The 23,236-nt window shown below is 56.1% G+C and carries 25 protein-coding genes; 15 read left to right on the top strand and 10 right to left on the bottom strand.

The features are described 5' to 3' along the window. Positions 1-103 precede the first annotated feature (103 nt). The gene (locus ATO67_RS12815; protein ID WP_067649842.1) at positions 104-1,948 is read right to left on the bottom strand and encodes an extracellular solute-binding protein; all 1,845 of its coding nucleotides are present in this window, start codon (positions 1,946-1,948) and stop codon (positions 104-106) included. A gap of 183 nt (positions 1,949-2,131) precedes the next feature. Here ATO67_RS12815 and mepA point away from each other — a divergent pair, with 183 nt between their 5' ends. The 9 genes from mepA to phnN all read left to right on the top strand — a co-directional run bounded on the left by mepA (position 2,132) and on the right by phnN (position 10,961). Beyond that, complete coding sequence (gene mepA / locus ATO67_RS12820) at positions 2,132-3,181, top strand: penicillin-insensitive murein endopeptidase (protein ID WP_067649845.1); 1,050 nt, start codon at positions 2,132-2,134, stop codon at positions 3,179-3,181. 96 nt (positions 3,182-3,277) lie between these two features. Then, complete coding sequence (locus ATO67_RS12825) at positions 3,278-3,661, top strand: methylglyoxal synthase (RefSeq protein ID WP_067649465.1); 384 nt, start codon at positions 3,278-3,280, stop codon at positions 3,659-3,661. A 24-nt stretch (positions 3,662-3,685) separates the two neighbouring features. After that, on the top strand, positions 3,686-4,702 hold the full coding sequence (locus ATO67_RS12830) for a glucokinase (protein ID WP_067649468.1): 1,017 nt from the start codon (positions 3,686-3,688) through the stop codon (positions 4,700-4,702). Between the two features lie 95 nt (positions 4,703-4,797). Continuing rightward, positions 4,798-6,579 (top strand): ABC transporter ATP-binding protein, encoded by a 1,782-nt coding sequence (locus ATO67_RS12835; RefSeq protein ID WP_067649471.1) that lies wholly within the window; start codon positions 4,798-4,800, stop codon positions 6,577-6,579. A 23-nt stretch (positions 6,580-6,602) separates the two neighbouring features. Further along, positions 6,603-7,430 carry a 4-hydroxy-tetrahydrodipicolinate reductase gene (dapB, locus tag ATO67_RS12840; RefSeq protein WP_067649474.1) on the top strand — a complete coding sequence of 276 codons (828 nt, stop codon included), beginning with the start codon at positions 6,603-6,605 and terminating at the stop codon, positions 7,428-7,430. A 22-nt stretch (positions 7,431-7,452) separates the two neighbouring features. Then, positions 7,453-8,088 carry a 2,3-bisphosphoglycerate-dependent phosphoglycerate mutase gene (locus ATO67_RS12845; RefSeq protein ID WP_067649477.1) on the top strand — a complete coding sequence of 212 codons (636 nt, stop codon included), beginning with the start codon at positions 7,453-7,455 and terminating at the stop codon, positions 8,086-8,088. 430 nt (positions 8,089-8,518) lie between these two features. Continuing rightward, positions 8,519-9,190, top strand: coding sequence for a DUF1045 domain-containing protein (locus tag ATO67_RS12850; protein WP_067649848.1), 672 nt, complete (start codon positions 8,519-8,521; stop codon positions 9,188-9,190). 35 nt (positions 9,191-9,225) lie between these two features. Then, positions 9,226-10,362, top strand: coding sequence for an alpha-D-ribose 1-methylphosphonate 5-triphosphate diphosphatase (locus ATO67_RS12855; protein ID WP_067649851.1), 1,137 nt, complete (start codon positions 9,226-9,228; stop codon positions 10,360-10,362). Continuing rightward, a complete protein-coding gene (gene phnN, locus ATO67_RS12860; protein WP_067649480.1) occupies positions 10,359-10,961 on the top strand; it encodes a phosphonate metabolism protein/1,5-bisphosphokinase (PRPP-forming) PhnN in 603 nt (200 codons plus the stop codon). The genes ATO67_RS12855 and phnN overlap by 4 nt, the downstream gene beginning before the upstream one ends. Here the strand turns inward: phnN and ATO67_RS12865 are convergent, their stop codons facing one another. From ATO67_RS12865 to hutC, 5 genes are all read right to left on the bottom strand, one after another. Continuing rightward, the gene (locus ATO67_RS12865) at positions 10,962-11,951 is read right to left on the bottom strand and encodes an Ldh family oxidoreductase (RefSeq protein WP_067649483.1); all 990 of its coding nucleotides are present in this window, start codon (positions 11,949-11,951) and stop codon (positions 10,962-10,964) included. It lies immediately after the preceding gene. A gap of 106 nt (positions 11,952-12,057) precedes the next feature. Then, a complete protein-coding gene (locus ATO67_RS12870; RefSeq protein ID WP_067649487.1) occupies positions 12,058-12,987 on the bottom strand; it encodes an energy transducer TonB family protein in 930 nt (309 codons plus the stop codon). Then, positions 12,984-13,487 carry a TonB system transport protein ExbD gene (gene exbD, locus ATO67_RS12875; RefSeq protein ID WP_067649490.1) on the bottom strand — a complete coding sequence of 168 codons (504 nt, stop codon included), beginning with the start codon at positions 13,485-13,487 and terminating at the stop codon, positions 12,984-12,986. Before exbD ends, ATO67_RS12870 begins: the two co-directional genes overlap by 4 nt. 2 nt (positions 13,488-13,489) lie before the next feature. Further along, complete coding sequence (gene exbB / locus ATO67_RS12880) at positions 13,490-14,569, bottom strand: tonB-system energizer ExbB (RefSeq protein WP_067649493.1); 1,080 nt, start codon at positions 14,567-14,569, stop codon at positions 13,490-13,492. A 194-nt stretch (positions 14,570-14,763) separates the two neighbouring features. Continuing rightward, positions 14,764-15,489: a histidine utilization transcriptional repressor HutC gene (hutC, locus tag ATO67_RS12885; RefSeq protein ID WP_067649496.1), complete on the bottom strand. Its 726-nt coding sequence runs from the start codon at positions 15,487-15,489 to the stop codon at positions 14,764-14,766. Between the two features lie 149 nt (positions 15,490-15,638). Between hutC and ATO67_RS12890 the strand changes: the two genes are divergently transcribed. Beyond that, entirely contained in the window at positions 15,639-16,352 is a 714-nt protein-coding gene (locus ATO67_RS12890; RefSeq protein ID WP_067649854.1) for a YoaK family protein, read from the top strand. 3 nt (positions 16,353-16,355) lie between these two features. On the opposite strand, the gene ATO67_RS12895 is transcribed toward ATO67_RS12890, so the two are convergent. Then, on the bottom strand, positions 16,356-16,829 hold the full coding sequence (locus tag ATO67_RS12895) for a hypothetical protein (RefSeq protein ID WP_067649499.1): 474 nt from the start codon (positions 16,827-16,829) through the stop codon (positions 16,356-16,358). Between the two features lie 133 nt (positions 16,830-16,962). Here ATO67_RS12895 and ATO67_RS12900 point away from each other — a divergent pair, with 133 nt between their 5' ends. After that, complete coding sequence (locus tag ATO67_RS12900; RefSeq protein WP_067649502.1) at positions 16,963-17,598, top strand: trimeric intracellular cation channel family protein; 636 nt, start codon at positions 16,963-16,965, stop codon at positions 17,596-17,598. Between the two features lie 58 nt (positions 17,599-17,656). Here the strand turns inward: ATO67_RS12900 and ATO67_RS12905 are convergent, their stop codons facing one another. Both ATO67_RS12905 and ATO67_RS12910 read right to left on the bottom strand, forming a co-directional pair. After that, positions 17,657-17,914, bottom strand: coding sequence for a BQ00720 family protein (locus tag ATO67_RS12905; RefSeq protein ID WP_067649505.1), 258 nt, complete (start codon positions 17,912-17,914; stop codon positions 17,657-17,659). A 58-nt stretch (positions 17,915-17,972) separates the two neighbouring features. Next, positions 17,973-18,398 (bottom strand): Hsp20 family protein, encoded by a 426-nt coding sequence (locus ATO67_RS12910; protein ID WP_067649508.1) that lies wholly within the window; start codon positions 18,396-18,398, stop codon positions 17,973-17,975. Between the two features lie 183 nt (positions 18,399-18,581). Here ATO67_RS12910 and ATO67_RS12915 point away from each other — a divergent pair, with 183 nt between their 5' ends. Beyond that, positions 18,582-19,526, top strand: a complete 945-nt coding sequence (locus ATO67_RS12915) for a nucleoside hydrolase (RefSeq protein WP_067649510.1) — start codon at positions 18,582-18,584, stop codon at positions 19,524-19,526. A 40-nt stretch (positions 19,527-19,566) separates the two neighbouring features. Here the strand turns inward: ATO67_RS12915 and ATO67_RS12920 are convergent, their stop codons facing one another. Beyond that, positions 19,567-20,427, bottom strand: coding sequence for an LOG family protein (locus tag ATO67_RS12920; RefSeq protein ID WP_067649857.1), 861 nt, complete (start codon positions 20,425-20,427; stop codon positions 19,567-19,569). Between the two features lie 138 nt (positions 20,428-20,565). Here ATO67_RS12920 and dapD point away from each other — a divergent pair, with 138 nt between their 5' ends. Genes dapD through ATO67_RS12935 form a run of 3 tightly spaced genes read left to right on the top strand, consistent with a single transcriptional unit; the run spans position 20,566 to position 23,215 of the window. Further along, positions 20,566-21,420, top strand: a complete 855-nt coding sequence (dapD, locus tag ATO67_RS12925; protein ID WP_067649513.1) for a 2,3,4,5-tetrahydropyridine-2,6-dicarboxylate N-succinyltransferase — start codon at positions 20,566-20,568, stop codon at positions 21,418-21,420. An 18-nt stretch (positions 21,421-21,438) separates the two neighbouring features. After that, positions 21,439-22,632 (top strand): succinyl-diaminopimelate desuccinylase, encoded by a 1,194-nt coding sequence (gene dapE, locus ATO67_RS12930; RefSeq protein ID WP_067649516.1) that lies wholly within the window; start codon positions 21,439-21,441, stop codon positions 22,630-22,632. Further along, the gene (locus tag ATO67_RS12935; protein ID WP_067649519.1) at positions 22,619-23,215 is read left to right on the top strand and encodes a hypothetical protein; all 597 of its coding nucleotides are present in this window, start codon (positions 22,619-22,621) and stop codon (positions 23,213-23,215) included. The genes dapE and ATO67_RS12935 overlap by 14 nt, the downstream gene beginning before the upstream one ends. The last annotated feature ends 21 nt before the right edge of the window (positions 23,216-23,236 follow it).

Here is a 23,236-nt window from a genome sequence, read left to right on the forward strand (position 1 = left end):
TTCGTCAAACCGTTTCCTTTCGGGCCTGCGGAGAAGACCGCAGGCGGCGTGATTCGTAATGGCTCATGTGAATCAAGGCTTGCCTTATAAAGCAAGGCCCACATTATTTTCCGGCGTTTGCAGACCACCATGCGTCGGGGAAGCCGATGCCGTATCGGGGCAGCGTCTGTGGTCGAACGATTGTGTTCCAGTAAGCAATTGAAGTTTCGCCTCGATAGAACTGTGGGATAACGTAAGCGTTCGCCAGCAACACGCGATCCAGCGCGCGGGCAGCAGCGATCTGATCTTCACGATTTGGGGCAAAAATGACCTTGCGGACAAGCGCGTCGACTGCTGAATTCTTGATGCCAGCGACATTGTTCGAGCCCTGCCTGTCGGCCGCAGCTGATCCCCAGAAGTCAGCCTGCTCGTTGCCTGGGTTTGGTGCTGTCGCCCAAACCTTCATGATGACGTCGAAATCGAAGCTGCGGACACGGTTGGTGTACTGAGAGGCATCGACACTGCGAATGGTCGCATTGATGCCAATTTTTTTGAGGTTCTGAATGTAGGGAAGAATCGTCCGCTCAAGACCGGGAGAATCGATCAGGAACTCAATATCCAGTTGCTTTCCGGTTTTGGCGTCCACCATACGGTTACCACGAAGCTCGTACCCTGCTTCCTTCATCAGCTTCACCGCCTCACGAAGATTGTCCCGCAGCTTCGCCGGATCGCCGCCAACCGGGTTGCGAAACTCCGTCGTGAAGACTTCAGGCGGAATCTTGTCTTTGACTTCGTTGAGCATCTCCAGCTCTTTGCCGGAGGGAAGACCGGATGACGCAAGTTCGCTTCCCCAAAAGAAGCTATCGACGCGTTTCAGCTGCCCATAGGCCAGAGTTTTGTTCAAGTCCTCAAAATCATAGGCGTAGTTCAGTGCTTGCCGCAATCTCGGATTTTGAAATTTTTCGCGCCGACCATTTGGCACCAAAGCTTGCATGACGCCTACCGAGCGAAATACATTCGGCAATTGTTCCCGTTTTATCTGCCCATTTTTCACGGCAGGAATGTCATACCCCGTCATCCAACGACTGGATGATTGCTCTTGGCGGTAATCGACATTTGCAGATTTGAATGCCTGAAACTCCACGTCCTGATCCGCAAACACCGTGTAGGTGATGGTCTTGAAGTTGTTCATACCCACATTGAGGTTGAGGTCCTTGGCCCAATAATCATCCCGACGCTCATAGGTAATGGTCGAACCGGGCGAGATGGACGCGATCTTGTACGGACCAGACCCCATCACTGGCTCCAAGGTGCCCCGGGAAATATCGCGCGGCTTGCCGTCCGCGCCGTTGTCTTCCCACCAATGCTTCGGCACAACCATCACCTGGCCGACAATCTGTGGCAATTCCTTGTTGTTTTTTTCATCGAAGGTGAAGGTGACCTCGCGCTCACCGGTCTTTTCTGCCTTGGTGACATGGGCGTAATAGGTTGCCAGCTGCGGGCTTAAATCCTTTGCTTTCTCGAAACTGAAAACGACATCTTCAGGTGTCACCGGCTGACCGTCCGCCCACTTCGCTTCTTTTCGCAGCCGGAAAGTGGCTTTGGAGATATCGTCGGGATAGCTGACCGCTTCGGCAAGAAGCCCGTAAGATGAGGAGAGCTCTTCTTCCGAGGATTTCATCAGCGTATCGAATACAGCGCCGAGACCCGTCGCAAGTTCACCCTTTGCCAGAAGCGGATTGACCGTATCGAAGGTGCCGGCGGTTGATAGGCGCAGCGTCCCGCCTTTCGGCGCATTCGGGTTCACATAATCGAAGCGCTCGAAACCATTGGGATGCTTCAACTCACCGACGGTCGAAATCCCGATGCGCCAGTTTTCAGCGTCTTGAGCCCGCACCGTGATCGGAACGATCACACACGATACGGCAGCCAGAGCAAACAGACCGGATTTCAACTTTGCCAATGCCATGAAGCGACAGTCCTTTTCGTTTTCGTTGCTGTGCACCATAAGACAAACATTGGCAAAATATAGGGGATTTGGCTCACAAGCAGTTTACGGCGGAGAAATCTTGCAAACATGCTTTCACCAAATTCGCGTTCCAGCGTAATATTCTCAACAGAATCATTTCAAGCATCGCAGGCGGCGGACGATATGGAAAAACTGGCAAGAGGCGTGGGCAAAGCATCACTCCTGGCACTTTCGATGATGTCCATGCTGGCCGTCGATGGAGTCTCGGCCTTTGCGCAAGACGCACCCGCCAAGCAGGTCTTCGGCAACATTGCCCTGCCATCTGCCGGACCATCTGCCTCTTACGGTTCCTATGCGAAGGGATGCCAGTCAGGGGCTGTTGCACTTCCAACCGAAGGACCAGGTTTTCAGGCCATGCGGCTGTCCCGCAACCGTCGCTGGGGGCAACCGCAATTGGTCTCTTTCATCGAACGATTTGCGCAGGACGCACAAAAGATCGGCTGGCCGGGTCTTTTGATCGGCGACATCTCGCAGCCACGTGGCGGACCTATGCTGACGGGCCACGCCTCGCACCAGATCGGCCTTGATGTCGATATCTGGTGGCGACAGATGCCCAACCAGATCATGAGCGCCGAGCAGCGTGAAAGCACGCCATTTATCTCGATGCTCGACAAGAGCAAGTTCCTGACAGTCGATGATCGTAAATGGTCGCCGCTCAACGCCAAGCTGGTGATGATGGCGGCGAGTTATCCTCAGGTGGAGCGCATCTTCGTCAACCCGGCCATCAAGCAGAAGCTGTGTCAGACATGGACCGGCGACCGCACCTTCATGGGCAAGATCAGGCCGATCTATGGGCATGACGAGCATTTCCATGTGCGTCTCGAATGCCCGCCGGGCGCACCCAATTGCAAGCCGCAGGCACCAGTGGGCGCGGGCGATGGCTGCGACAAGTCGCTGGCATGGTGGTTCACCAAGGAACTCTGGGCTGCGCCAAAGAAAGACCCCAATGCAAAGCCGCCAAAGCCACCGCGCCCGATGATGGTGTCCGATCTGCCAAAGGCGTGCGCGGCAATTGCGGCCGCACCGTCTGCGGGCAAACGAAGCGTTGCTGCTCAAAACGCCTATGCTCCCTCGCCTCAGGCGCAGGAGATCGTCCCACAAGCTTCTGGCTTAGGTGGACCCATGCCGCCTGCGGATGTGCCACGGCCATCCTCACGCCCATCATCGAATTGACCGTATCCGGCTTTCCAAACGATGCGTAGTTGCGGTAGAAGGCTTCAAATCGATTAAGATAACGCGATCTGAACAAGGCTGGGGCGCAGAGACCATATGACCGGGCAACGCTGTATCGCTTTGATCGCGCATGACCAGAAAAAAGACGATATGGCGAATTTCGCCCGCAAGCATCAGGCCGCCCTGTCGCAATTCAGGATCGTTGCCACCGGCACCACCGGTGGGCGTGTGCAGGAGGCCTGTCCCGGCTTAAACGTGGTCCGTCTGAAAAGCGGCCCGCTGGGTGGTGATCAGCAGATCGGCGCGATGATTGCGACAGGCGACGTGGATATGCTGATTTTTTTCATCGACCCGCTCTCTTCCCTACCCCACGACGTTGACGTGAAGGCCTTGACGCGCCTTGCGACCGTCTATGACATTCCCATGGCTTTGAACCGCGCCACGGCCGAACAGTTGGCAGATTTTCAGTCGACACATTGACATCCCGGCCATCCAGGAGCAGCGATGACCAAGCAGAACGACACACTTTCCTTTCCGATTCTCATCGGAGACATTGGCGGCACCAATGCGCGCTTCTGCATTCTGATGGATGCAGAAGCTGAGCCTGTTCATCTGACAAGCGTCAAGACGGCGGATTTCAAAACCATTGATGACGCAATACAGCACACGATCCTGGACAAGACCGGCGTGCAACCCGTCTCTACAATTCTCGCTGTCGCAGGCCCGATCGAGAGCGATGAGATTCCATTGACGAACTGCCACTGGGTGGTGAAGCCGAAAGAGATGCTGGTCAATCTCAGCCTCAAAGATGTCATCGTCATCAATGATTTCGAGGCACAGGCGTTGGCCATTGCATCTCTTGGCAACGATAATCGCCTAGCCATCGGGCCCCTGCGACCTGACATGATGGCGTCGCGTGTCGTGTTGGGTCCGGGCACGGGCTTGGGTGTTGCAGGGCTGGTCTACGCCCGGAACATGTGGTTTCCAGTTCCAGGCGAAGGTGGTCATGTCGATATTGGTCCGCGCAGTGCGCGGGATTATCAAATTTTTCCGCATCTTGAGACAATCGAAGGACGCATTGCTGGCGAGCAGATTCTCTGTGGACGTGGTTTGGTGAACCTCTACCGCGCTATCTGCACCGCAGATGGAGTTACGCCTGCGTTTTCCGATCCCGCCGAAGTGACAGCCACGGGTTTGAGTGGAGACAATCTGCAGGCCAAAGAAACCTTGTCGCTGTTCAGCACGTATCTGGGACGGATCGCGGGCGACATGGCATTGATCTTCATGGCAAGAGGCGGGGTCTATCTTGCCGGTGGGATTTCTCAAAAAATCATTCCAGCGTTGAAGCTGCCGGAGTTTCGCGAAGCTTTTGAAGACAAGGCGCCGCACAAGGCCTTGATGCGCAGCATTCCGACGCATGTCGTTACCCATCCGCAGGCAGCACTGGCTGGTCTTTCCACCTATGCCCGGACGCCCGGCGATTTTGGCCTGACGCTGGATGGCAGGCGCTGGCAGGTGTAGGTAAGTCAGGACTGGCCAAAACCGGGCCAAGTGGATATAGACGCCGGTTGAATGGGCAGCGTGCTTGCTCCGAACCTCACAAGGTGGATGAACACTTGAAGACCGCCAAAAAACGGCATCCTGTGGATACCGATACAATTACATCAGTCCTGAAGCGCATTTTTGCAGAAAACGCCCGCGATCATATTTCGGGCTACGCTTTCGCAATATTCTGCCTGCTAACCGTTGCTGGCACGACGGCCTTCACTGCCTGGATCATGGACTCCATCATCAACGAGGCCTTCGTCAACAGACGGGCAGATCTCGTATGGATCATTTGTGCCTCTATCTTTGCGGCCTTTTTCATCCGTGGTCTGGCAACCTATGGGCAATCGGTCGCCCTGTCCAAGATCGGTAATAACATCGTCGCGCGGTACCAGAAGCGACTGTTTTCGCACCTCATGACATTGTCGGTCGGCTACCTCAGCGAGTCTCGCTCGGCTCATCTGGCAGCGCAGGTTAGCCAGAATATCGGCGGTATCCGCGATGTCATGAACCTGACGGTGACGACGGTCGCTCGCGATCTCCTTACCTTCATCGCGCTGGTTGCCGTGATGATCTTGAAAGACCCTGTTCTTTCTATCGTTATCGTATTCATCGTGCCACCGTTGGTATTGGGGCTACGTTACATTGCAAAAAGGCTGCGGACTGCGACACGCGAAGCCGTCATCCTTAACAGCCGTGTGCTGGGTGCAATGCAGGAAACGTTGCAAGGTATCGCCATCGTCAAAGCCTTCACTATGGAAAGGCAGCTCGAAGACCGCGTTGACAAGGTCATCGATTCCGCAGAGTGGCGCGCAAACCGCATTGCCAGGCTGACGGAGAAAAGCGCCCCTTTGACCGAAACCATTGCGGGCCTGGCAGTTTCCGGCGTGTTGGCGTATGCGGCCTACCGCGCAATCTATAACAATGTGCCCCCAGGTGCCTTCTTTGCATTCGTGACGGCTCTTCTTCTGGCTTACGATCCAGCGCGGCGCCTTGCGCGCGTACAGATTTCGCTGGAGCGTGCGGTCGTCAATGCGCAGATGATCTATGACATTCTCGACATGGAGCCGGTACAGCGTCAGAAACCCGATGCACAGCCACTGACTATTTCGAACGCAACGGTGGAGTTGCGTGATGTGGTCTTCTCCTACAAGGATGGAACAATCCTGAAGGGCGTCAGCTTTACCGCAGAAGGTGGCAAGACAACCGCCCTCGTCGGCCCGTCCGGTGCTGGAAAGTCGACGATCATCAACCTCATTCCCCGTTTCTATGATCCAAACGGTGGGGCCATCCTGATCGATGGGCAGAATATCGCCGATGTGACGACAATGTCCGTCCGCCAGAACCTAGCCTACGTTTCACAGCAACCTTATCTCTTCGAAGGCACGATCCGGGACAATATTCGCTACGGTCGTCCTGAAGCCACGGATGCTGAAATCGAGGACGCGGCAAAGCTTGCGTTTGCGCATGATTTCATTCTCGCACAGCCACAGGGCTACGAGACCCCGGTTGGAGAAAACGGTATGACCCTCTCCGGCGGTCAGCGTCAGCGTTTGTCGATTGCACGTGCACTCGTCCGCAATGCACCGATCCTGCTGCTTGATGAGGCGACATCCGCGCTTGATACGGAATCGGAGGCCGTGGTGCAGAAGGCACTCGACACAGCGATGACTGGGCGTACCGTCATCGTTATCGCGCACCGGCTGTCAACCGTGGTCAAGGCGGACAAGATCGTGGTGATGAATGAAGGTCTAGTCGTTGAGGAAGGTGTGCATGACACGCTTGCGCGCCAGGAAGATGGCCTTTACGCTCGTCTCAACAACCTCCAGGCGACAGGCGTTCGCGGTCTTTAAGTAACAAATCATAGGTAGACAGCATGAGCGGCGATGGCATGAAACTGGTGGTGGTAGGCGCTGCCGGACGTATGGGACAGACACTGATCCGCCTGATCCATCAAACGCCGGGCGTTCAGCTTCATGCGGCGGTGGAGCGTGAAGGCTCTTCCTTTATTGGTCATGATGCCGGTGAAATCTCCGGTTTGGGTAACATTGGCGTCGCAGTAACCAGCGATGCACTGGCAGCCTTTGTCCATGCCGAAGGCGTCATCGATTTCACATCGCCAGCGGGAAGTGTCGTCTTCGCAGGTTTGGCGGCACAAGCGCGGATCGCCCATGTCATCGGCACCACTGGCTGCACGGCCGACGATGAGGAAAAATTCGAGGCTGCCGCCCGCCATGCCCGGATCGTCAAATCCGGCAATATGAGCCTCGGTGTCAATCTTCTTAGTGTTTTGACCCAGCAGGCAGCGAGGGCACTAGAGGCCAGCAACTGGGACATTGAAATTCTTGAAATGCACCACAAACACAAGGTAGACGCACCTTCCGGAACTGCCCTGCTTCTCGGCGAAGCAGCAGCCAAGGGCCGTTGCGTCAATCTGGCAGACAAATCCGTTCGCGTTCGAGATGGTCATACCGGAGCGCGCGAAAATGGCACGATTGGATTTGCAACCCTGCGCGGCGGCTCCGTGATCGGCGACCATTCGGTGATCATCGCTGGAGAGGGCGAGCAGGTTACCCTGTCTCACCATGCCGCCGACCGCACGATTTTCGGACGCGGCGCGATTGCCGCTGCCGTCTGGGCCTATCACCAGAAGCCTGGGCTCTATTCCATGCTGGACGTTCTGGGTCTGGCAAACGACCAATAACCAACTCTGGAGAGCTATCGAAATGAGCGGAACCCTCGTCCTCGTTCGTCACGGTCAAAGTGACTGGAACCTCAAGAACCTCTTCACGGGCTGGCGCGACCCTGATCTGACAGACCTTGGTGTCGAGGAAGCGAATGCGGGCGGCAAAGCACTCGCCGATTACGGCATAACGTTCGACGTTGCCTATACGTCGTCGTTGATCCGCGCGCAGCGGACCTGCCAGATCGTTCTGGATAATGTCGGCCAATCCGATCTGGAAACCATTCGCGATGAAGCCCTGAACGAGCGTGATTATGGTGATCTTTCCGGCCTCAACAAGGATGATGCCCGCGAAAAATGGGGCGAAGACCAGGTGCATATCTGGCGTCGGTCTTACGACATTCCGCCGCCGGGTGGTGAGAGCCTGCGCGACACTGGTGCTCGCGTATGGCCATATTATCTGACCGAAATTCTGCCTCGTGTCTTGCGTGGAGAAAAAGTTCTCGTCGCCGCACATGGCAATTCACTGCGTTCGCTGGTGATGGTGTTGGACAAGCTAAGCAAGGAAGAAATCCTGAAGCTTAATCTCGCGACTGGCGTGCCTATGGTCTACAAGTTGAACGCGGACTCCACCGTCATCTCCAAGGAAGTCCTCGGCGACATGTCGGCAGCGCATTGACACGAAAGAAAACAAAAAGCGCCGAAGGCTCCTGCGGCGCTTTTTTCTAACAATCTATCTCTGGAAATACCGAAGCATCTGTCAGAAATTTTGATGCTCACCAAACCAATAGGCGCAGAATACGCTCGAAGCCGCAAAAACGGTGAAGAACAGCGCAATTAAAATTCCGATTTCCATAAGCTTTTACTCCTGGCATCTTTTGAAACTTACCAGAGTAACGCGCGATGCTTGAAGAAGTTTCATCTTCACCGGTCAGATGCAGATCTGCCTGACTGGTAGAGGCGTGAAAAATCGTATTTCAGGACAGTTTTTCGCTGCCTATCATCATTCCGTCATGGGAAGAGCATAAGTCGCGACTGCGGCCTTGAACGCCAGAAGCGATTCAGCTCAAGTGCTGTAAAAGTTGGCCAATTTTCGAAAGCAAGATGACGTGCGCTATGCCATTTACTTCACACCACCCGAACATGATGCTCTGACAGAAAAAGCATCGAGGTGGTTAGGGCGCAACGCGTTTTCCGGCGCGCATTATCAAGACCATGAGTCTTTTGGGGATGTTACTGCAGAACCGCGCCGTTACGGATTTCACGCCACGTTGAAAGCCCCGTTCGAACTCTCTGAAAAACACAGCGAAAACGACCTTCTGACGGCGTGTCAGACATTCGCAGCGACCCGTCATGCCTTTGATATCCCGAAGCTTGTCGTGGGAGCGCTTGGTCCTTTCTTTGCCCTGATACCCCAAGACGTTCATCAGCCGCTTCAAGATTTCGCCGCCGATATCGTTGATTATTTCGAGCCGTTTCGGGCCCCCTTGTCGGAGGGCGACATTGCCCGGCGCAAGCCGCAAAGCCTGACAGAACCCCAGCGGCAGAACCTCGCCCTTTGGGGGTATCCTTACGTCATGGACGACTTTCAATTTCACATGACACTGACGGGCCCGGTGGATGAGGATGACAGAGCGAACATGACCGGCATCCTCTCTCGTGAATTTGCAGCATTTACGGAGAAGCCTCTGGCCGTTTCCGGTCTTGGGCTGTTTATGGAAAAGACACGTGGCGAAGACTTCACCGTTCATACATGGTTGCCCCTGGCACCGGCAACCTGAGAGACGGGACGACAAGATATGAAAGCAGTACAGGCATGACCGAACATGTTTTTTCCAATGCGCGTATCGTGCTTGAAAACGATATCCTCAAAGGCTCCGTTCTCGTTCGAGATGGCCTGATTGCAGATATCAGCGAGAGCATGTCCCTTACTGGTGAGGATTGCGAAGGCGATTACCTGATACCGGGTCTTGTTGAATTACACACAGACCACCTGGAACAGCATTACTCGCCGCGCCCAGGTGTGACCTGGGACAAGATAGCCGCTATTCAGGCCCACGATGCGCAGATCGCATCATCGGGCATCACCACGGTGTTTGACTGCCTTCGCCTCGGCTCAGACGAGGACGGCGGCTTTGCCAAAGGCGAAATGCGTGGCATGGCGGATGCGATCGAGCTAGCACAGCGCGAGAACCGACTGCGTGCCGACCACTTGCTGCATCTGCGTTGCGAGGTTGCCGCTTCAGATGCATTGGAGCATTTCGAAGATTTCGAAAACGATCCGAATGTCAGGTTGATTTCGCTGATGGATCATTCTCCCGGTCAGCGGCAATTTCAAACGATGGATCAGTACATCGTTTTTTACCAAAAGAAGCGCGGCCTGAGCGATGAGGTCTTCAAGGCTTTCGTTGATCGCCGAGTCGCGGCCTCTGCGCAATATTCCGCGCAGCATCGCGATTATCTTTCGGCCCGTTGCGCAGAGCGCGGCATTACCGTCGCCAGCCATGACGACGCAACGCTCGCTCACGTCGAAGAGGCTATCGGCCACGGTGTAACGCTGGCGGAGTTTCCAACCAGCGTGGAAGCGGCCCAAGCATCCCATAATGCGGGTATGAGCGTTTTGATGGGCGCGCCCAACATCGTTCGTGGCAAGTCGCACTCTGGCAATATAGCTGCACGCGACCTTGCCGAACTTGGTGTTCTGGACGTCCTATCGTCAGACTACGTGCCCTTCAGCCTGCTTTACGCGCCATTCCTGCTTGCAGACCAAGTCGAAGGCATGACGCTGCCCAAGGCGCTTGCCATGGTAACCGCCACACCGGCACGCACTGTCGGTCTTGACGATCGCGGTCGCATCGCTCTGGGAATGCGTGCTGACTTGGTTCGTGTTCATAGAGACGTGGGCGTTCCGATCGTGCGTTCGGTCTGGCAAACAGGCAGGCGCGTTGCATGAGTGAATCGCACTCTTTCAATTCCTCTTCCTTGTCCCAACGCCAAGGTGTCATGGTCGTGGTTGTCGGACCGAGCGGCGCTGGCAAGGACACGCTTATGGAATTTGCCGCAGCCAGGCTCGGCCAGCAGCATAATATTCATTTCGCACGCCGGGTCATTACCAGAAACCGCGATGCGGGTGGTGAGGATCATGATGCGGTGACGCAGGAAGAGTTCCACCGTCGCCATGAGCAAGGGGATTTTAGCGTCTCATGGCAGGCGCATGGGCTGAGTTACGGAATTCCAGCCTCCGTTCAGGACAGGCTCAAACTCGGTGATATCGTCATCGCCAACGGCTCACGCTCTGCTCTTGCTCATTTCCGGTCAGCATTCCCCGTGTTGAAAGTCATCAATGTTATCGCGACCCCTGACGTGCTGGCAGCAAGGCTGGAAAGTCGCGGGCGCGAAAGCCGGGACGATATTCTTCGCCGGCTCCAACGCAGTTCATTGGACGTGTGTGGTGATTTCGACGTCACAACCATCGACAACAGTGGAGAACTCGCCGTGGCTGGAGCGGCTTTTGCCAAACTGCTGGAAAAACAACTCGGCCGCTGTCTCTAACTACAACGCTTTGATCTGCGCCAAGATATCGTCTTCGATGTTGATACCGTTTTCAAGTGATTGCCGACGTAGGCCCTGGCTTCGGCGCCCAGGAAGACGTGCGTGTTCCTGCCCCTCGATTACGGATGCCATAAGCGAAAGACGCTTTGCCAGAACATGATCTCCGGCGATTGTGGGGTCGATGACGATGATGGTGTGACCAAGAGACGGCGCGGTTCCGGCGTCATCCAGCAGTGAAGATGCCTGGAAACCGAAATTGCCACCGGTCAGTCCTGCGGCCATGACCTCCACCATCAGCGCGAGTGCCGCACCCTTTGCGTCACCCGCAGGCACCATCGTACCGTTGATTGCCTCGTTGGGATCTGTTGTGGGGCATCCGTTGGCGTCCAGCGCCCAGCCTTCTGGAATGAGTTCACCCTTTTGGCGCGCCGCCATGATCTTGCCACGCGCGACCTTGGAAAGTGCTAGATCGATGACCAACGGATCCGCGCCATCAATCGGTGCGGCAAAAGCGATCGGATTGGTTCCATATAGCGGCTTTATGCCACCCCATGGCGCCATGGACGCTGGCGCGTTGGCGACCATAAATGCGACAAGGCCCTGCTCTGCAAAACGCTCCACAGTCAGCGCCATCACGCCCGCATGGTGCGACCGCCCGATCACGCCGAGAGCAATACCCTGTTCCCGCGCAATAGCGGGCAGCTGCGCGACCATAATGTCAATAGCCGGGTAAGCATAACCATGACCTGCATCGATGGAGAGAACGGAAGGGCGAAGGCGCGTCGCAACGGGGCGAACTTTTCCATCCACTTTTCCAACACGCAACTGGCTGACATAAACGGGAATACGTCGGACGCCATGGCCGCCTTGGCCTGCCGCTTCGGCAGCTACAATCGCGCGCGCAACCGAACGTGCATTCTCTTGTGCGACACCATTTTTTTCGAAAATGGAAGAAACAAACTCTTCCGCCTGTTCAATGCTGAATTTCATGACTGCGACTGCTTCCCGTTGAGAAAACAGGCCTATCTCATTTCCGCACAAGCAGAAAGTACAATGGCTTCAGAGGTGGCACAACAGGCAATAAATCAGACCATTCTCACTGAATTTCTATTCTCACCTGGAAGGACGTCTGCGCTCCCGGTGGCGGTTGCGCCACGGATGCGTTTTCGATGGAGCTTACGACTTTCCTGTCCACAGCCGTATCACCCGTCGAATTGATGACACGCACCCTACCGATGGAACCACCATCGGTCACGTTGAAAGCGACCGTCACCGACATACCCTTGGAGCCAGCCCGGGAGACGCGGCGAGATACGGCAGAGCGGACCCTCGAATTCCATTTGGCGGGCGATACCGAAGATGAGAACAGACCCGAGCTGTTTTTCGCTGCAGCCGTGCGGTCCGACTGTGTCGTTTCAACCTTGGCCGTATCCTTCGCGGGAGATGCGGCCGGTGCGACGGTCTGTTTACGTTCGACTTTTTTCTTTTCAGGCTCGTCCTTCTTTTCTACCTTTTTTTCCACGGGAGTGGGTGGTGGACGCATGACCGGCAGCGGAACTTCGACATTTTCCAACGCAGCCATCTGCTGCTCCTGAACGGGGTCCGTCTCTTCCACACGCTCGGGCAACGGTTCAGGAAGTGGCTCGGTTATTTCCTGTGGCGGTTCTAGCGCAGGTTCCGGCTCTGGCGGAGTTTCCTCGGTAACGGGTTCCGGCTGTGGCTGCGGTGGCTCTACAGGTGGCGCCACTTCTTCCACCTTGTCAGGAACGACGCTTTTTACTTCCTGAATATCCTCGACATCGTTGGCTTCCACCGTCTCTTCGGTGTTGACCGCTTCAGGAAGGGCAGCAAGTTCGATCATGATCGCTGCAGGCGGTCCACCATCTTCGACTGGCTCTGGCTGTTCCTGCATCAAATAGTAAGCAGCGCCCGCATGGACGCACACCGTCAACACAGCCGCTGTCGTCCATAGCGCCAATTCTCCCAGCCGAGAGCGTCCGGCACGGGGAAAAGAGGTTCCACTCATGGGGCTACTCCGATGGGAGCTGGGGTCGCGGGCGCGCCTGATGACTGAGTTGCTGGAACAGCTCCGGTCTGGCTCGCAGCAGCCGCACCTTCGAGGCCCACAAGTGCGATCTTGAGATATCCGCTGTCGCGCAGCATGTTCATGATTTCCATGAAGTGGCCGTAGTCGACCGCCTTATCGGCACGAAGAAAGATACGGGTTTCCTTGTTGCCGCCGGTGCGGGCGTCCAGACGCGCCGCCAGCGCTTCACGCGCCACGGCATCATTGCCGAGATTGAGCGACAAATCATCTTTGACGGTCAGGTAAAGCGGCTCGTCGGGACGCTCCGCCGGTTTTGCAGAGGACGCGGGCAGATCGACATTCACATCCACCGTCGCCAGCGGAGCCGCCACCATGAAAATGATGAGGAGAACCAGCATGACGTCGATGAAAGGCGTCACATTGATCTCATGGTTTTCGGAGAGTTCGTCTCCGGCACCTTCACGAATACCACCTGCCATGATCAGCGCCCCACGAGTGAGACCGCAGGCTTCGCAGCACTGCCCGGCGGAATGCGGCGAAAATCAAGATCGCGGCTGACGAGACGTTCGACACCGGCTGCGACATCGGCCAGCAGATGGCGATAACCGGTAATGGAGCGCGCAAACACGTTGTAGATCACCACTGCGGGAATAGCCGCAACCAGACCGATGGCAGTTGCGAGCAAGGCTTCAGCAATACCGGGTGCCACAACTGCAAGATTGGTGGTCTGCGATTCCGAAATGGAGATAAACGAGTTCATGATGCCCCATACCGTGCCAAACAGGCCGACGAACGGTGATGTGGAGCCGATTGTTGCCAAAGCCCCGGTTCCCCGGGACATACGGCGGCCCGCATGGGTTTCGATGCGTCCAAGAACGGAAGAAACACGCTCCTTGATGCCGCCGCCATCGGTGTGTTCCACTATGGAGTCCGATAATTTCATTTCATGTGTTGCCATACGCAGCATCAACGCGGCAGGACCACCTTTTTTTTCGGCAGCCTCGGTAGCTTCAGAAAGTGTCTTGGCCTTGTGAATGATCTTGAGTGTTGAACCGGCACGAATGCGAGCGCCTGCCAATTCGATCGACTTCGCAACCCAAACGGTCCATGTCACAAGAGACGCGAAGGCCAACCCGATCATGACACCTTTTACGACCCAATCGGCGGCCATGAACATGCCCCATGGGGACAGGTTATGCGGAATATCCGTGCGTTGCCCGGCGCTGGCGGCAGGCTGCACAGGCGGTTGCTCCAGAGTTGGTTGGATAGGAGGCTGGGTGGTTATATCCGACGCGGGCTGTTGGGCAGCAGGTGCCTCTGGCGCAGGTGCTGGCTCTGGCGATTGCGGAGGCTGAGCAGCGGGCGAGGTCTGCGCTGGTGAGACCGGCTCAGTTACTGGCGCCTGGCTGGTTGAAGGAACTGGCTCGGTCTCAGGCGTTTGTGTCTGCGCAACGCCAGCACCGGCATAAAGGCAGGCCAAAAGCGACAGCATGATTGTGGCGGAACGAGGCCGTTTGCACGGCAAAGCATTCAGGTTCGAGGTGTGTTTTTCAAATGCCATCTTGATAATCCCGGAGTTCCGTAACAATGCGCCGATCTCTTGCAGCTGGTGCCTGCGCTCACAAAATTTACGGCCGCAGCTTGATGCGCAGTCCGCTAGCAAAGTTGAGTAAGATTGACAACTATTACATTACCAAAACATGCCCTGTAAACTCTTCTTTTACGAAACAAGCATGTAGCGGGCGGGCATGCGCGCTATGAAGGCAGGAAATGCGCGACGAGTTCATGCCGATCACCCGGGTAAGTGACCTTGACTTGGGTGATGTAGGTCTGACCACTCCAGGTTCGCCGCTCGATGACCAGACAGGCTGTTCCATTGGGGATGGCGAGAGCCTCGGCCACGCGCCGGTCGGCTGAAATTGCGCGAATGCGGTGTTCGGCGGCCCTCCACGGCACCATCTGCAACAACCATGACCCCGGTCCAACTGCAGAAAAATCCGCGTCCCGCGCCTCCGGCACGGAAGCAACATTGATCAAACGCTCTTCGAGGCAGAAGGGAACATCGCTGGTGAAATGGCGACACGTAATCGCCAGGACTTGAGCGTTTGATGCAATTTCGAGCTTCACCCGATCTTCTGCATTGGCTTTTCTCAGTTCGCGATTATCGAGCTTGTAATCGTATAGGAGGCCAAGCGCCTCTACTTCGCGCTGGATATCGTGAATTTCAAGAACAGCGGACTGGCCGTGCGGCTGGGTGACAAAACTGCCTGAGCGGCGGCGGCGCTCGATCAAACCTTTCTTGACCAGCTCACCCAGCGCCTTGTTCACGGTCATGCGTGAGCAGCCATATTCAAGCGTCAGTTCATGCTCGAACGGAATACGATGGCCGGGCGGCCATTCGCCGGACAATATCCTGCCTTCGACATCCCCCATGATGCGCTCGTGCAGGGATTTTTCCTGAACCCGGTGGGTTTCAGCCATATGTTTGCTCGTCCTATTTCATCATGGGCCTGATATCATCCTGCATTGCGCTTAGCCATATGGCATGGGTGAACCCGAATTTTCCCACTATTAAAATATTGTTTCCAGCCATGTGGTTATGATGCTTCAAAATTCATGTCGAGATGACCATGACCAGACAAAGACGCCGAAAGATCATTCGAGTACGACGCACCGCAGTTGGTGTTGCACTCGTTGCAACGCTCTCTTTCGTTGCTGGAATGACGGATGCCATCGGCCTGTCCATGTCGGGAGACTTCGTGTCCTTCATGACGGGAAACACCACACGCGCGGCATTATCCCTTCAGGCTGGTGATTACACCCACGCCGCCAAGCTTTTGCTGGCAATCCTCACTTTCGTCGGTGGCAATGCGATCGGCATCGTTGTTGCTAACAGGTTCGAAAGACGGGTCTTTACCGTTCTCTGCACGGTCGGCCTCGCGCTTGCACTCGCCGCGTTTTTACAGATGGAGGGCATGGCGACGGGCTCCTTCTATCTGGTGGTCTTTGCCATGGGCGTGATCAATGCAGCCGTTGAACATGTCGAGGGACTGCCCATCGGCTTGACTTATGTCACAGGCGCTCTTTCCCGTTTCGGGCGCGGCATCGGGCGCTTTATAATGGGTGACCGAAAACTGGATTGGACGATCCAGCTGGTACCTTGGCTCGGCATGATTGCGGGGGCGATGTTTGGGGCTGTGCTGGCCACAGTCTATTCGACAATAGCTCTTCTCACCGTGAGTCTGCTCGTCTTTGCCATTGCGCTTGCGAGCATTCTCATGCCGCATCCTCTCATGAGACGGTACAATCGGAGGGTTGCGATCGGCAGAAGCAAACCGCGCTGACGATTACTTGCTGGAAATGGTCACGAACTTCGTGCCACGGACTCGCACGGTCATCACGCATGGCTCACTGTCGGTGCGGTCGCAAAAGCGCGGATGCATCTTGAATTGGAAGACCATGTTTCCGAAACGCTGAACGAAATCGTAGCTGTAGATGGTAGCCGTGGCGATCATCAGATAGCCGCCCTCCTTTACCTGCACATAGAAATTGTTGGGGCATCCATCGTCATTGCAACTGCGCGCCTTTTCCCCATCGCAGGTCAGTTCACCGCGATTGGTCACGGCGTCAACCAGCCCGTCATTATTGATATCAAGCCGTGTCACGAACCCCTCGCCGAACTCGGCGACTTTGCATTCCTTGCGAAAATGGTCCTTTTCATAAATCTCAGGGTCGCTTACCAGTTCCTGCTGTGCCTGCGCCATCATCGGAACGGCCAAAAAAACCAGCGCTTGAAGTGTTACGAAGAGAAGGCTTCTCACGGCATTTTCCTTTAGGTCTGTTTACGCTATGGATGCGACTGCATTGGGCATGCCAGCTTTGATCAGGCGGTGGATCATATCGGACGGTCCTTGCGTCACACTGACCGCGCGAATATTCGAGGAGCGCCTGCCCATGACCCTTCTAGCTTTTCTCGATTATGCCGGCGTTGCTGTTTTTGCTGCGACTGGCGCACTCGCAGCCTCGCGCAAGCAGCTGGATTTCATCGGCTTTCTGTTTTTCGCAGCGGTGACCGGCATCGGTGGCGGTACGCTTCGCGACCTCGTGCTGGGCCGCGCGCCGGTCTTCTGGGTCGTCAACCCCACCTATATTCTCGTCTGCGTGGTCATTGCCGCAGTCGTCTATCTCACGGCCCACCTGCTGGAATCCCGCTATCGCCTTTTGATCTGGCTTGATGCCGTCGGTCTCTCGGCCTATTGCGTGATGGGGGCAGCGAAAGGCCTTGCCGTCACCGGATCGCCCACGGTCGCCATCGTCACCGGCACCATGACAGCCACATTCGGCGGCGTGCTCCGCGATATTCTCGCTGGGGAACCATCCGTATTGCTGCGGCCTGAAGTCTATGTCAGTTGCGCTCTTGCTGGCGCCTGTGTGTTCACGGCCGTCCATGCGCTGGGTCTGCCGATTCTTGTCGCATCGGCTGCTGGCGTTCTCACCGCCTTTGCGATCAGAAGCGGAGCGCTGATCTTCGGCTGGACGTTCCCACGCTATCACGCCCGACCCGGCAGACCGCCTGAAGACGTGATGTAAGCCAAATATAAAAGGCGCCCTGAGGACGCCTTTATGGATGTTTTCATGCTGACGGCATTCAGTGAACGCTGATGGTCCGCAATTCGTCTTCGGCAGCTTTGAAAAATGTGCTGGAACGGTTGTCAGTCAAAAGAATTGGCGTTCCATCTGCGCCGAATAGAGCCCATAGATCCAGAGTCGGATCGATATTGGGCGCTTCGGGAAAACAACGGTTCACTTCTTCGGCACGCATTTTACGGATATATCCGACTTCGCCTGCCCCGATATGGGCCAGTTGCGACTTGGTCAGACTCGCATGCGCTTCTTTCAACAGCATATGGCAGACTCCATTTATGAGACGCCATGCCGCTACGAGTCGCTTGGCGTACAGAATCCTACTGTGAAACGGAAATGTTAATTTTCTTCACCACGTTAGAGATTTCAGGCCGGGTGAGATCGATGGATAGCAGACCGTTGCGCAGACGTGCATCATTGACCTGCATGCCGTCTGCCAGCACGAATACCCGCTGGAACTGTCGCGCGGCAATGCCCCGATACAAATAGTCCTTCGCGTCCTGTTCCTGCTGACGTCCACGAATAATCAATTGATTGTCAGCCGTCGTGACGTCCAGATCATCTTCTGAAAAACCTGCGACAGCGATGGTGATCCGCAAACGTTCCGGGCTAGTGCCTTCTGCCGCCAACCGCTCTATGTTGTAGGGCGGATAGCCATCATTTGCCTTGGTCATCCGTTCGAGCGTTTTTTCCATGGCATCGAAACCCAACATCAGGGGATGGGTAAAAGGTGTCATACGGCTCATATCTTTCAGTCCTTGTACCCAAGCGACGATCATTTGCCCCGCTTACGGCGGCATCAATCCATATGGGAATATGGTGCCAGCAGCGCAAGCATGGCGCACCGTGAAAAAGTCACAACTGTCGCCTGCTTGACAAGCTTTGGAAACAGGCTTGAAAAGACATCTCTTATCAAAAGCAGGAAGACTATGGCCGAGCGCAGAAAAATCATTATCGACACCGACCCCGGACAAGACGACGCCGCCGCAATCATGCTGGCGTTGGCGAGCCCGGATGAAATCGAAGTTCTCGGTCTTTGTGCCGTAGCCGGCAATGTGCCGCTGAAGCTGACCAGCCGCAACATCCGCATCATGCTGGAACTTTGCAATCGCACAGAAATCCCCGTCTATGAAGGCTGCGAGCGCCCGCTGGTCCGCGCGCCCATCACCGCTGAACATGTTCATGGCAGCACCGGCCTGGATGGCCCGACCTTGCCGGAGCCGGTGCTTGAGGCACAATCGCAAAATGCCATCGACTTCATCATCGAGACGATACGCCGCGAGCCGGAAGGCACTGTAACGCTTTGCACACTCGGCGCATTGACGAATATTGCCACCGCTTTGCAAAAGGCACCCGATATTGCCCCGCGCGTCAAGGAACTGGTGCTGATGGGTGGTGGTTTCTTCGAAGGTGGCAACATCACGCCTGCCGCCGAATTCAATATCTACGTCGATCCGCACGCAGCAGACATCGTCTTTCGCTCTGGCATTCCGCTGGTCATGATGCCGCTTGATGTGACGCACAAGCTTTTGACCACCAAGGCCCGCGTCGCCGCCATCCGCGATATCGGTACACGCCCTGCCATCGCCATGGCGGAGATGCTGGAGTTTTTCGAACGCTTCGACGTGGAAAAATATGGGTCCGATGGCGGCCCATTGCATGATCCGACCGTGATCGCCTATCTCATCAAACCGGACCTGTTCGATGGTCGCGATTGCAATGTCGAGATCGAGGTGAACTCGGAACTGACCATCGGCATGACGGTTGTCGACTGGTGGAAGGTAACAGGCCGCGAACCCAACGCCCGCGTCATGCGCGATGTGGACGCGGATGGATTCTTTGCACTTCTGACGGAGCGCTTCGCACGGATTTGATCAAGGACTATAAGGTCGCCTCACCGGCGACCTTACTCCATTACAATTCATAAAAATCGGCAACTACCTTCCACGCATCCTCAGCCGTCTCACAGAAATGCAGCAGCTCCATATCGTCAGGCGCAATCGTACCGAAATCGGCAAGTGCTTCGAAATTGATGATGGAGCGCCAGAAAGCCTCACCGAACAGGATGAGCGGGATCGGCGCCATGCGCTTGGTCTGAATCAGCGTCAGTGTTTCAAACAGCTCATCCATGGTGCCGAAGCCGCCGGGGAACACGACGACGGCCTTGGCGCGCATCAGAAAATGCATTTTGCGGATAGCGAAATAGTGAAAATTGAAGCTGAGTTCCGGCGTCACATGCGGGTTGGGTGCCTGCTCGTGCGGAAGCAGGATGTTGAGGCCGATTGACGGCGCACCGGCTTCCGATGCGCCGCGATTGCCCGCCTCCATCACACCCGGTCCACCACCCGTCATCACGACATATTCGCGATGATCGTACTTTTCGGACGCAATGGCGCAGAGTTTGGCAAATTTGCGAGCTTCATCGTAATAGACAGAGGCAGCTTCAAGATTCTTTCTCTGCGTCTCGTTGCGCGCCGCCCAGGCCTCACCACCCGGTTCGGGAATGCGAGCGCCGCCAAATAGAACTACAGTGGATTTGATACCTCGCTCGGTCAGAATCATTTCCGGCTTCATCAGTTCCAATTGCAACCTAATGGGGCGCAACTCTTCCCGACACAGAAAATCGGTGTCGGCATAGGCCAGACGATAGGATGGCGAGGCTGATTGCGGGGTTTTCGGCAGGCCTTCTGCCTGCTGCTTGTCAGCGGAACTGGATTTCAAAGGGTCCCAGACACCGTCCTTGCGCCGCAATTTGCCATTTTTCAGTTTTGCCATGTCCATGCCTTTCGTCTGCATGCGCCAAATCACATTGACGCCCTTGAAACACTCGCTTAGAGCAATTGACCATGTCCGGCCAGCGGTGCGGATATTTCCCTTTATGTGACGATAGTCAGCGAAGTTTAAGGAATTCTCATGAGCATCTCGGATCTTGGCTCCCTTGAAACAATCATCGAAACCGCATTCGATAATCGCGACGGCGTCAACATATCGACCAAAGGCGAAATTCGCGATGCCGTCGAAACTGCGCTGAACCTGCTCGACGCAGGCCAGGTGCGCGTGGCCGAAAAGCAGTCCGATGGGAACTGGACCGTGAACCAGTGGCTGAAGAAGGCCGTTCTTCTGTCTTTCCGTCTCAATGACATGGAGATCGTCACCGGCGGTCCCGGCGAATCCACATGGTGGGACAAAGTGCCCTCCAAGTTCGAGAACTGGGGTGAAAACCAGTTCCGTGCTGCAGGTTTTCGCGCCGTGCCAAACGCTGTCGTGCGCCGTTCCGCTTACGTTGCCAAGAACGTTGTCTTGATGCCGTCCTTCGTCAATCTTGGCGCGTACGTCGATGAAGGCACCATGGTCGATACATGGGCAACCGTTGGCTCCTGCGCGCAGATTGGCAAGAACGTGCATCTGTCCGGCGGCGTCGGCATCGGCGGTGTACTGGAGCCGCTTCAGGCTGGCCCGACCATCATCGAAGACAACTGCTTCATCGGCGCTCGCTCTGAAGTCGTGGAAGGCTGCATCATTCGCGAAGGTGCCGTTCTCGGCATGGGCGTCTTCATCGGCAAGTCCACCAAGATCGTAGACCGCGCAACCGGCTCGATCACCTATGGCGAAGTGCCGCCTTACTCCGTGGTCGTAGCCGGCACCATGCCGGGCAAGCCGTTCCCGAATGGCGAGATGGGCCCGAGCCTCTATTGCGCCGTGATCGTCAAGACCGTCGATGAGAAGACCCGCTCCAAGACCGGCATCAACGAGTTGCTGCGCGACTGATATAAAGTAGACTGACCCATGCAAGCCACCGATCCCGTCGCCAATCTTGCCGCCCTCATCCGTTGCCCTTCGGTGACACCAGCAGAAGGTGGAGCGCTCTCGCTGCTGGACAATCTGCTGACACCGCTCGGCTTCAAGGTTGACCGTGTGATGGCGACGGAAGAGGGAACACCTGACGTCGAAAACCTCTACGCCCGCATCGGCACACAAGGCCCGCACCTGATGTTTGCTGGCCACACCGATGTCGTGCCTGTCGGTGACGAGGCCACGTGGAGCCATCCGCCTTTTGCGGCTGAAATAGCCGGTGGCGAAATGTTCGGGCGTGGTGCCGTCGATATGAAGGGCGGCATCGCCTGCTTTATTGCGGCCATCGCCCGCCATGTCGAAAAGCATGGAAAGCCCCAGGGCTCGGTGTCTTTCCTGATCACGGGCGATGAAGAAGGACCGTCCATCAACGGCACATCCAAGCTTCTGGAATGGGCTGCCGCCAAAGGCGAGACATGGGACGCCTGCGTGGTGGGTGAACCCACCAACCCGGACCAGTTGGGTGACATGATCAAAATCGGCCGCCGCGGCTCTTTGTCGGGTCGGATCACGGTCCACGGCGTGCAGGGCCACGCCGCCTATCCGCATCTGGCCGACAATCCCATTCGCGGAATGTTGCAACTTACACACGCGCTGATGGACCCGCCCTTCGACACTGGAACAGATAATTTCCAGCCATCCAACCTCGAAGTCACCACCATCGACACCGGTAACGCAGCAACGAATGTCATCCCGTCCAAAGCGACGGCTAGCTTCAACATCCGTTTCAACGACACATGGACGGCAGAGACGCTGCGCGACGAGATCATCCGGCGACTGGATGAGGCCGCTGCTGACGGCGCGTTGCGCCCAGATCGTTCGCCGGTTAAATACGACCTCGTCTGGGCCGATCGTCCCTCCCACGTCTTTCTGACGCGCAACAACTCACTGATCTCATCGCTGTCTGGTGCGGTGGCTGAAGTCACTGGCAACGAGCCGAAGCTGTCCACGACCGGCGGCACATCGGATGCCCGCTTCATCAAGGACTATTGCCCAGTAGTGGAATTCGGCCTTGTCGGCCAGACCATGCACATGGTGGATGAGCGCGTCGCCGTGGCCGACCTGGAAACACTGACCCGCATCTACGAGACCTTCATAGAACGCTGGTTTGACCATGCCATCGCTTAGCGAACTAGCACTTTATATGCGGGGCCTTTGGCTGCTCTTTCTCGGTGATCCCGCTGGTGGGCGTTTGCTGGACCTCACCGACCGTGGAATGACACGGTCATTTTATGCCGCGCTTTTGTGCCTGCCGTCCATGGCGCTGTCTTGGTACTGGTGGCATGAGGCTTATGTTTCCGTTTTGCCGAAGGACGTCGGCACCGGTGCCATGTTCTTTGTCCGGCTGGCCATGGTCGAGGCCATCTGCTGGATGGTGCCGTTGATCCTGATCGGGCTTTTGCTGGTGTCATTTTGTGCCAAACAGAAGTTTCCGGCCCTTGTCGTCGTCGCAAACTGGCTGTCGCTGCCGTTTTCCTATGCTTATGCCGTTCTGATCCTCATAGCGCTGCTGGTCCCCTCCTTGCAGGGACTGATCGCGATCCTGTGGTTTTCGCTGCTGCTGACGCTCGTGTTCAGCTTTTCCCGTATCGTGAAGTTCTTTGTCCGCGAACAGCCACTGCTTGTCGCGGCGCTGGTCATGACGTTGCTCATTCCCGGCATGATTCTGTCGGAAGTGCTGCAACGCTTTCTCGGCGTCTATCCCAACTGATACTGGCCAGCCTGTTGCGCG

It is taken from the genome of Agrobacterium bohemicum, from assembly GCF_001562555.1.
GTDB classification, from domain to species: Bacteria; Pseudomonadota; Alphaproteobacteria; order Rhizobiales; family Rhizobiaceae; genus Agrobacterium; species Agrobacterium bohemicum.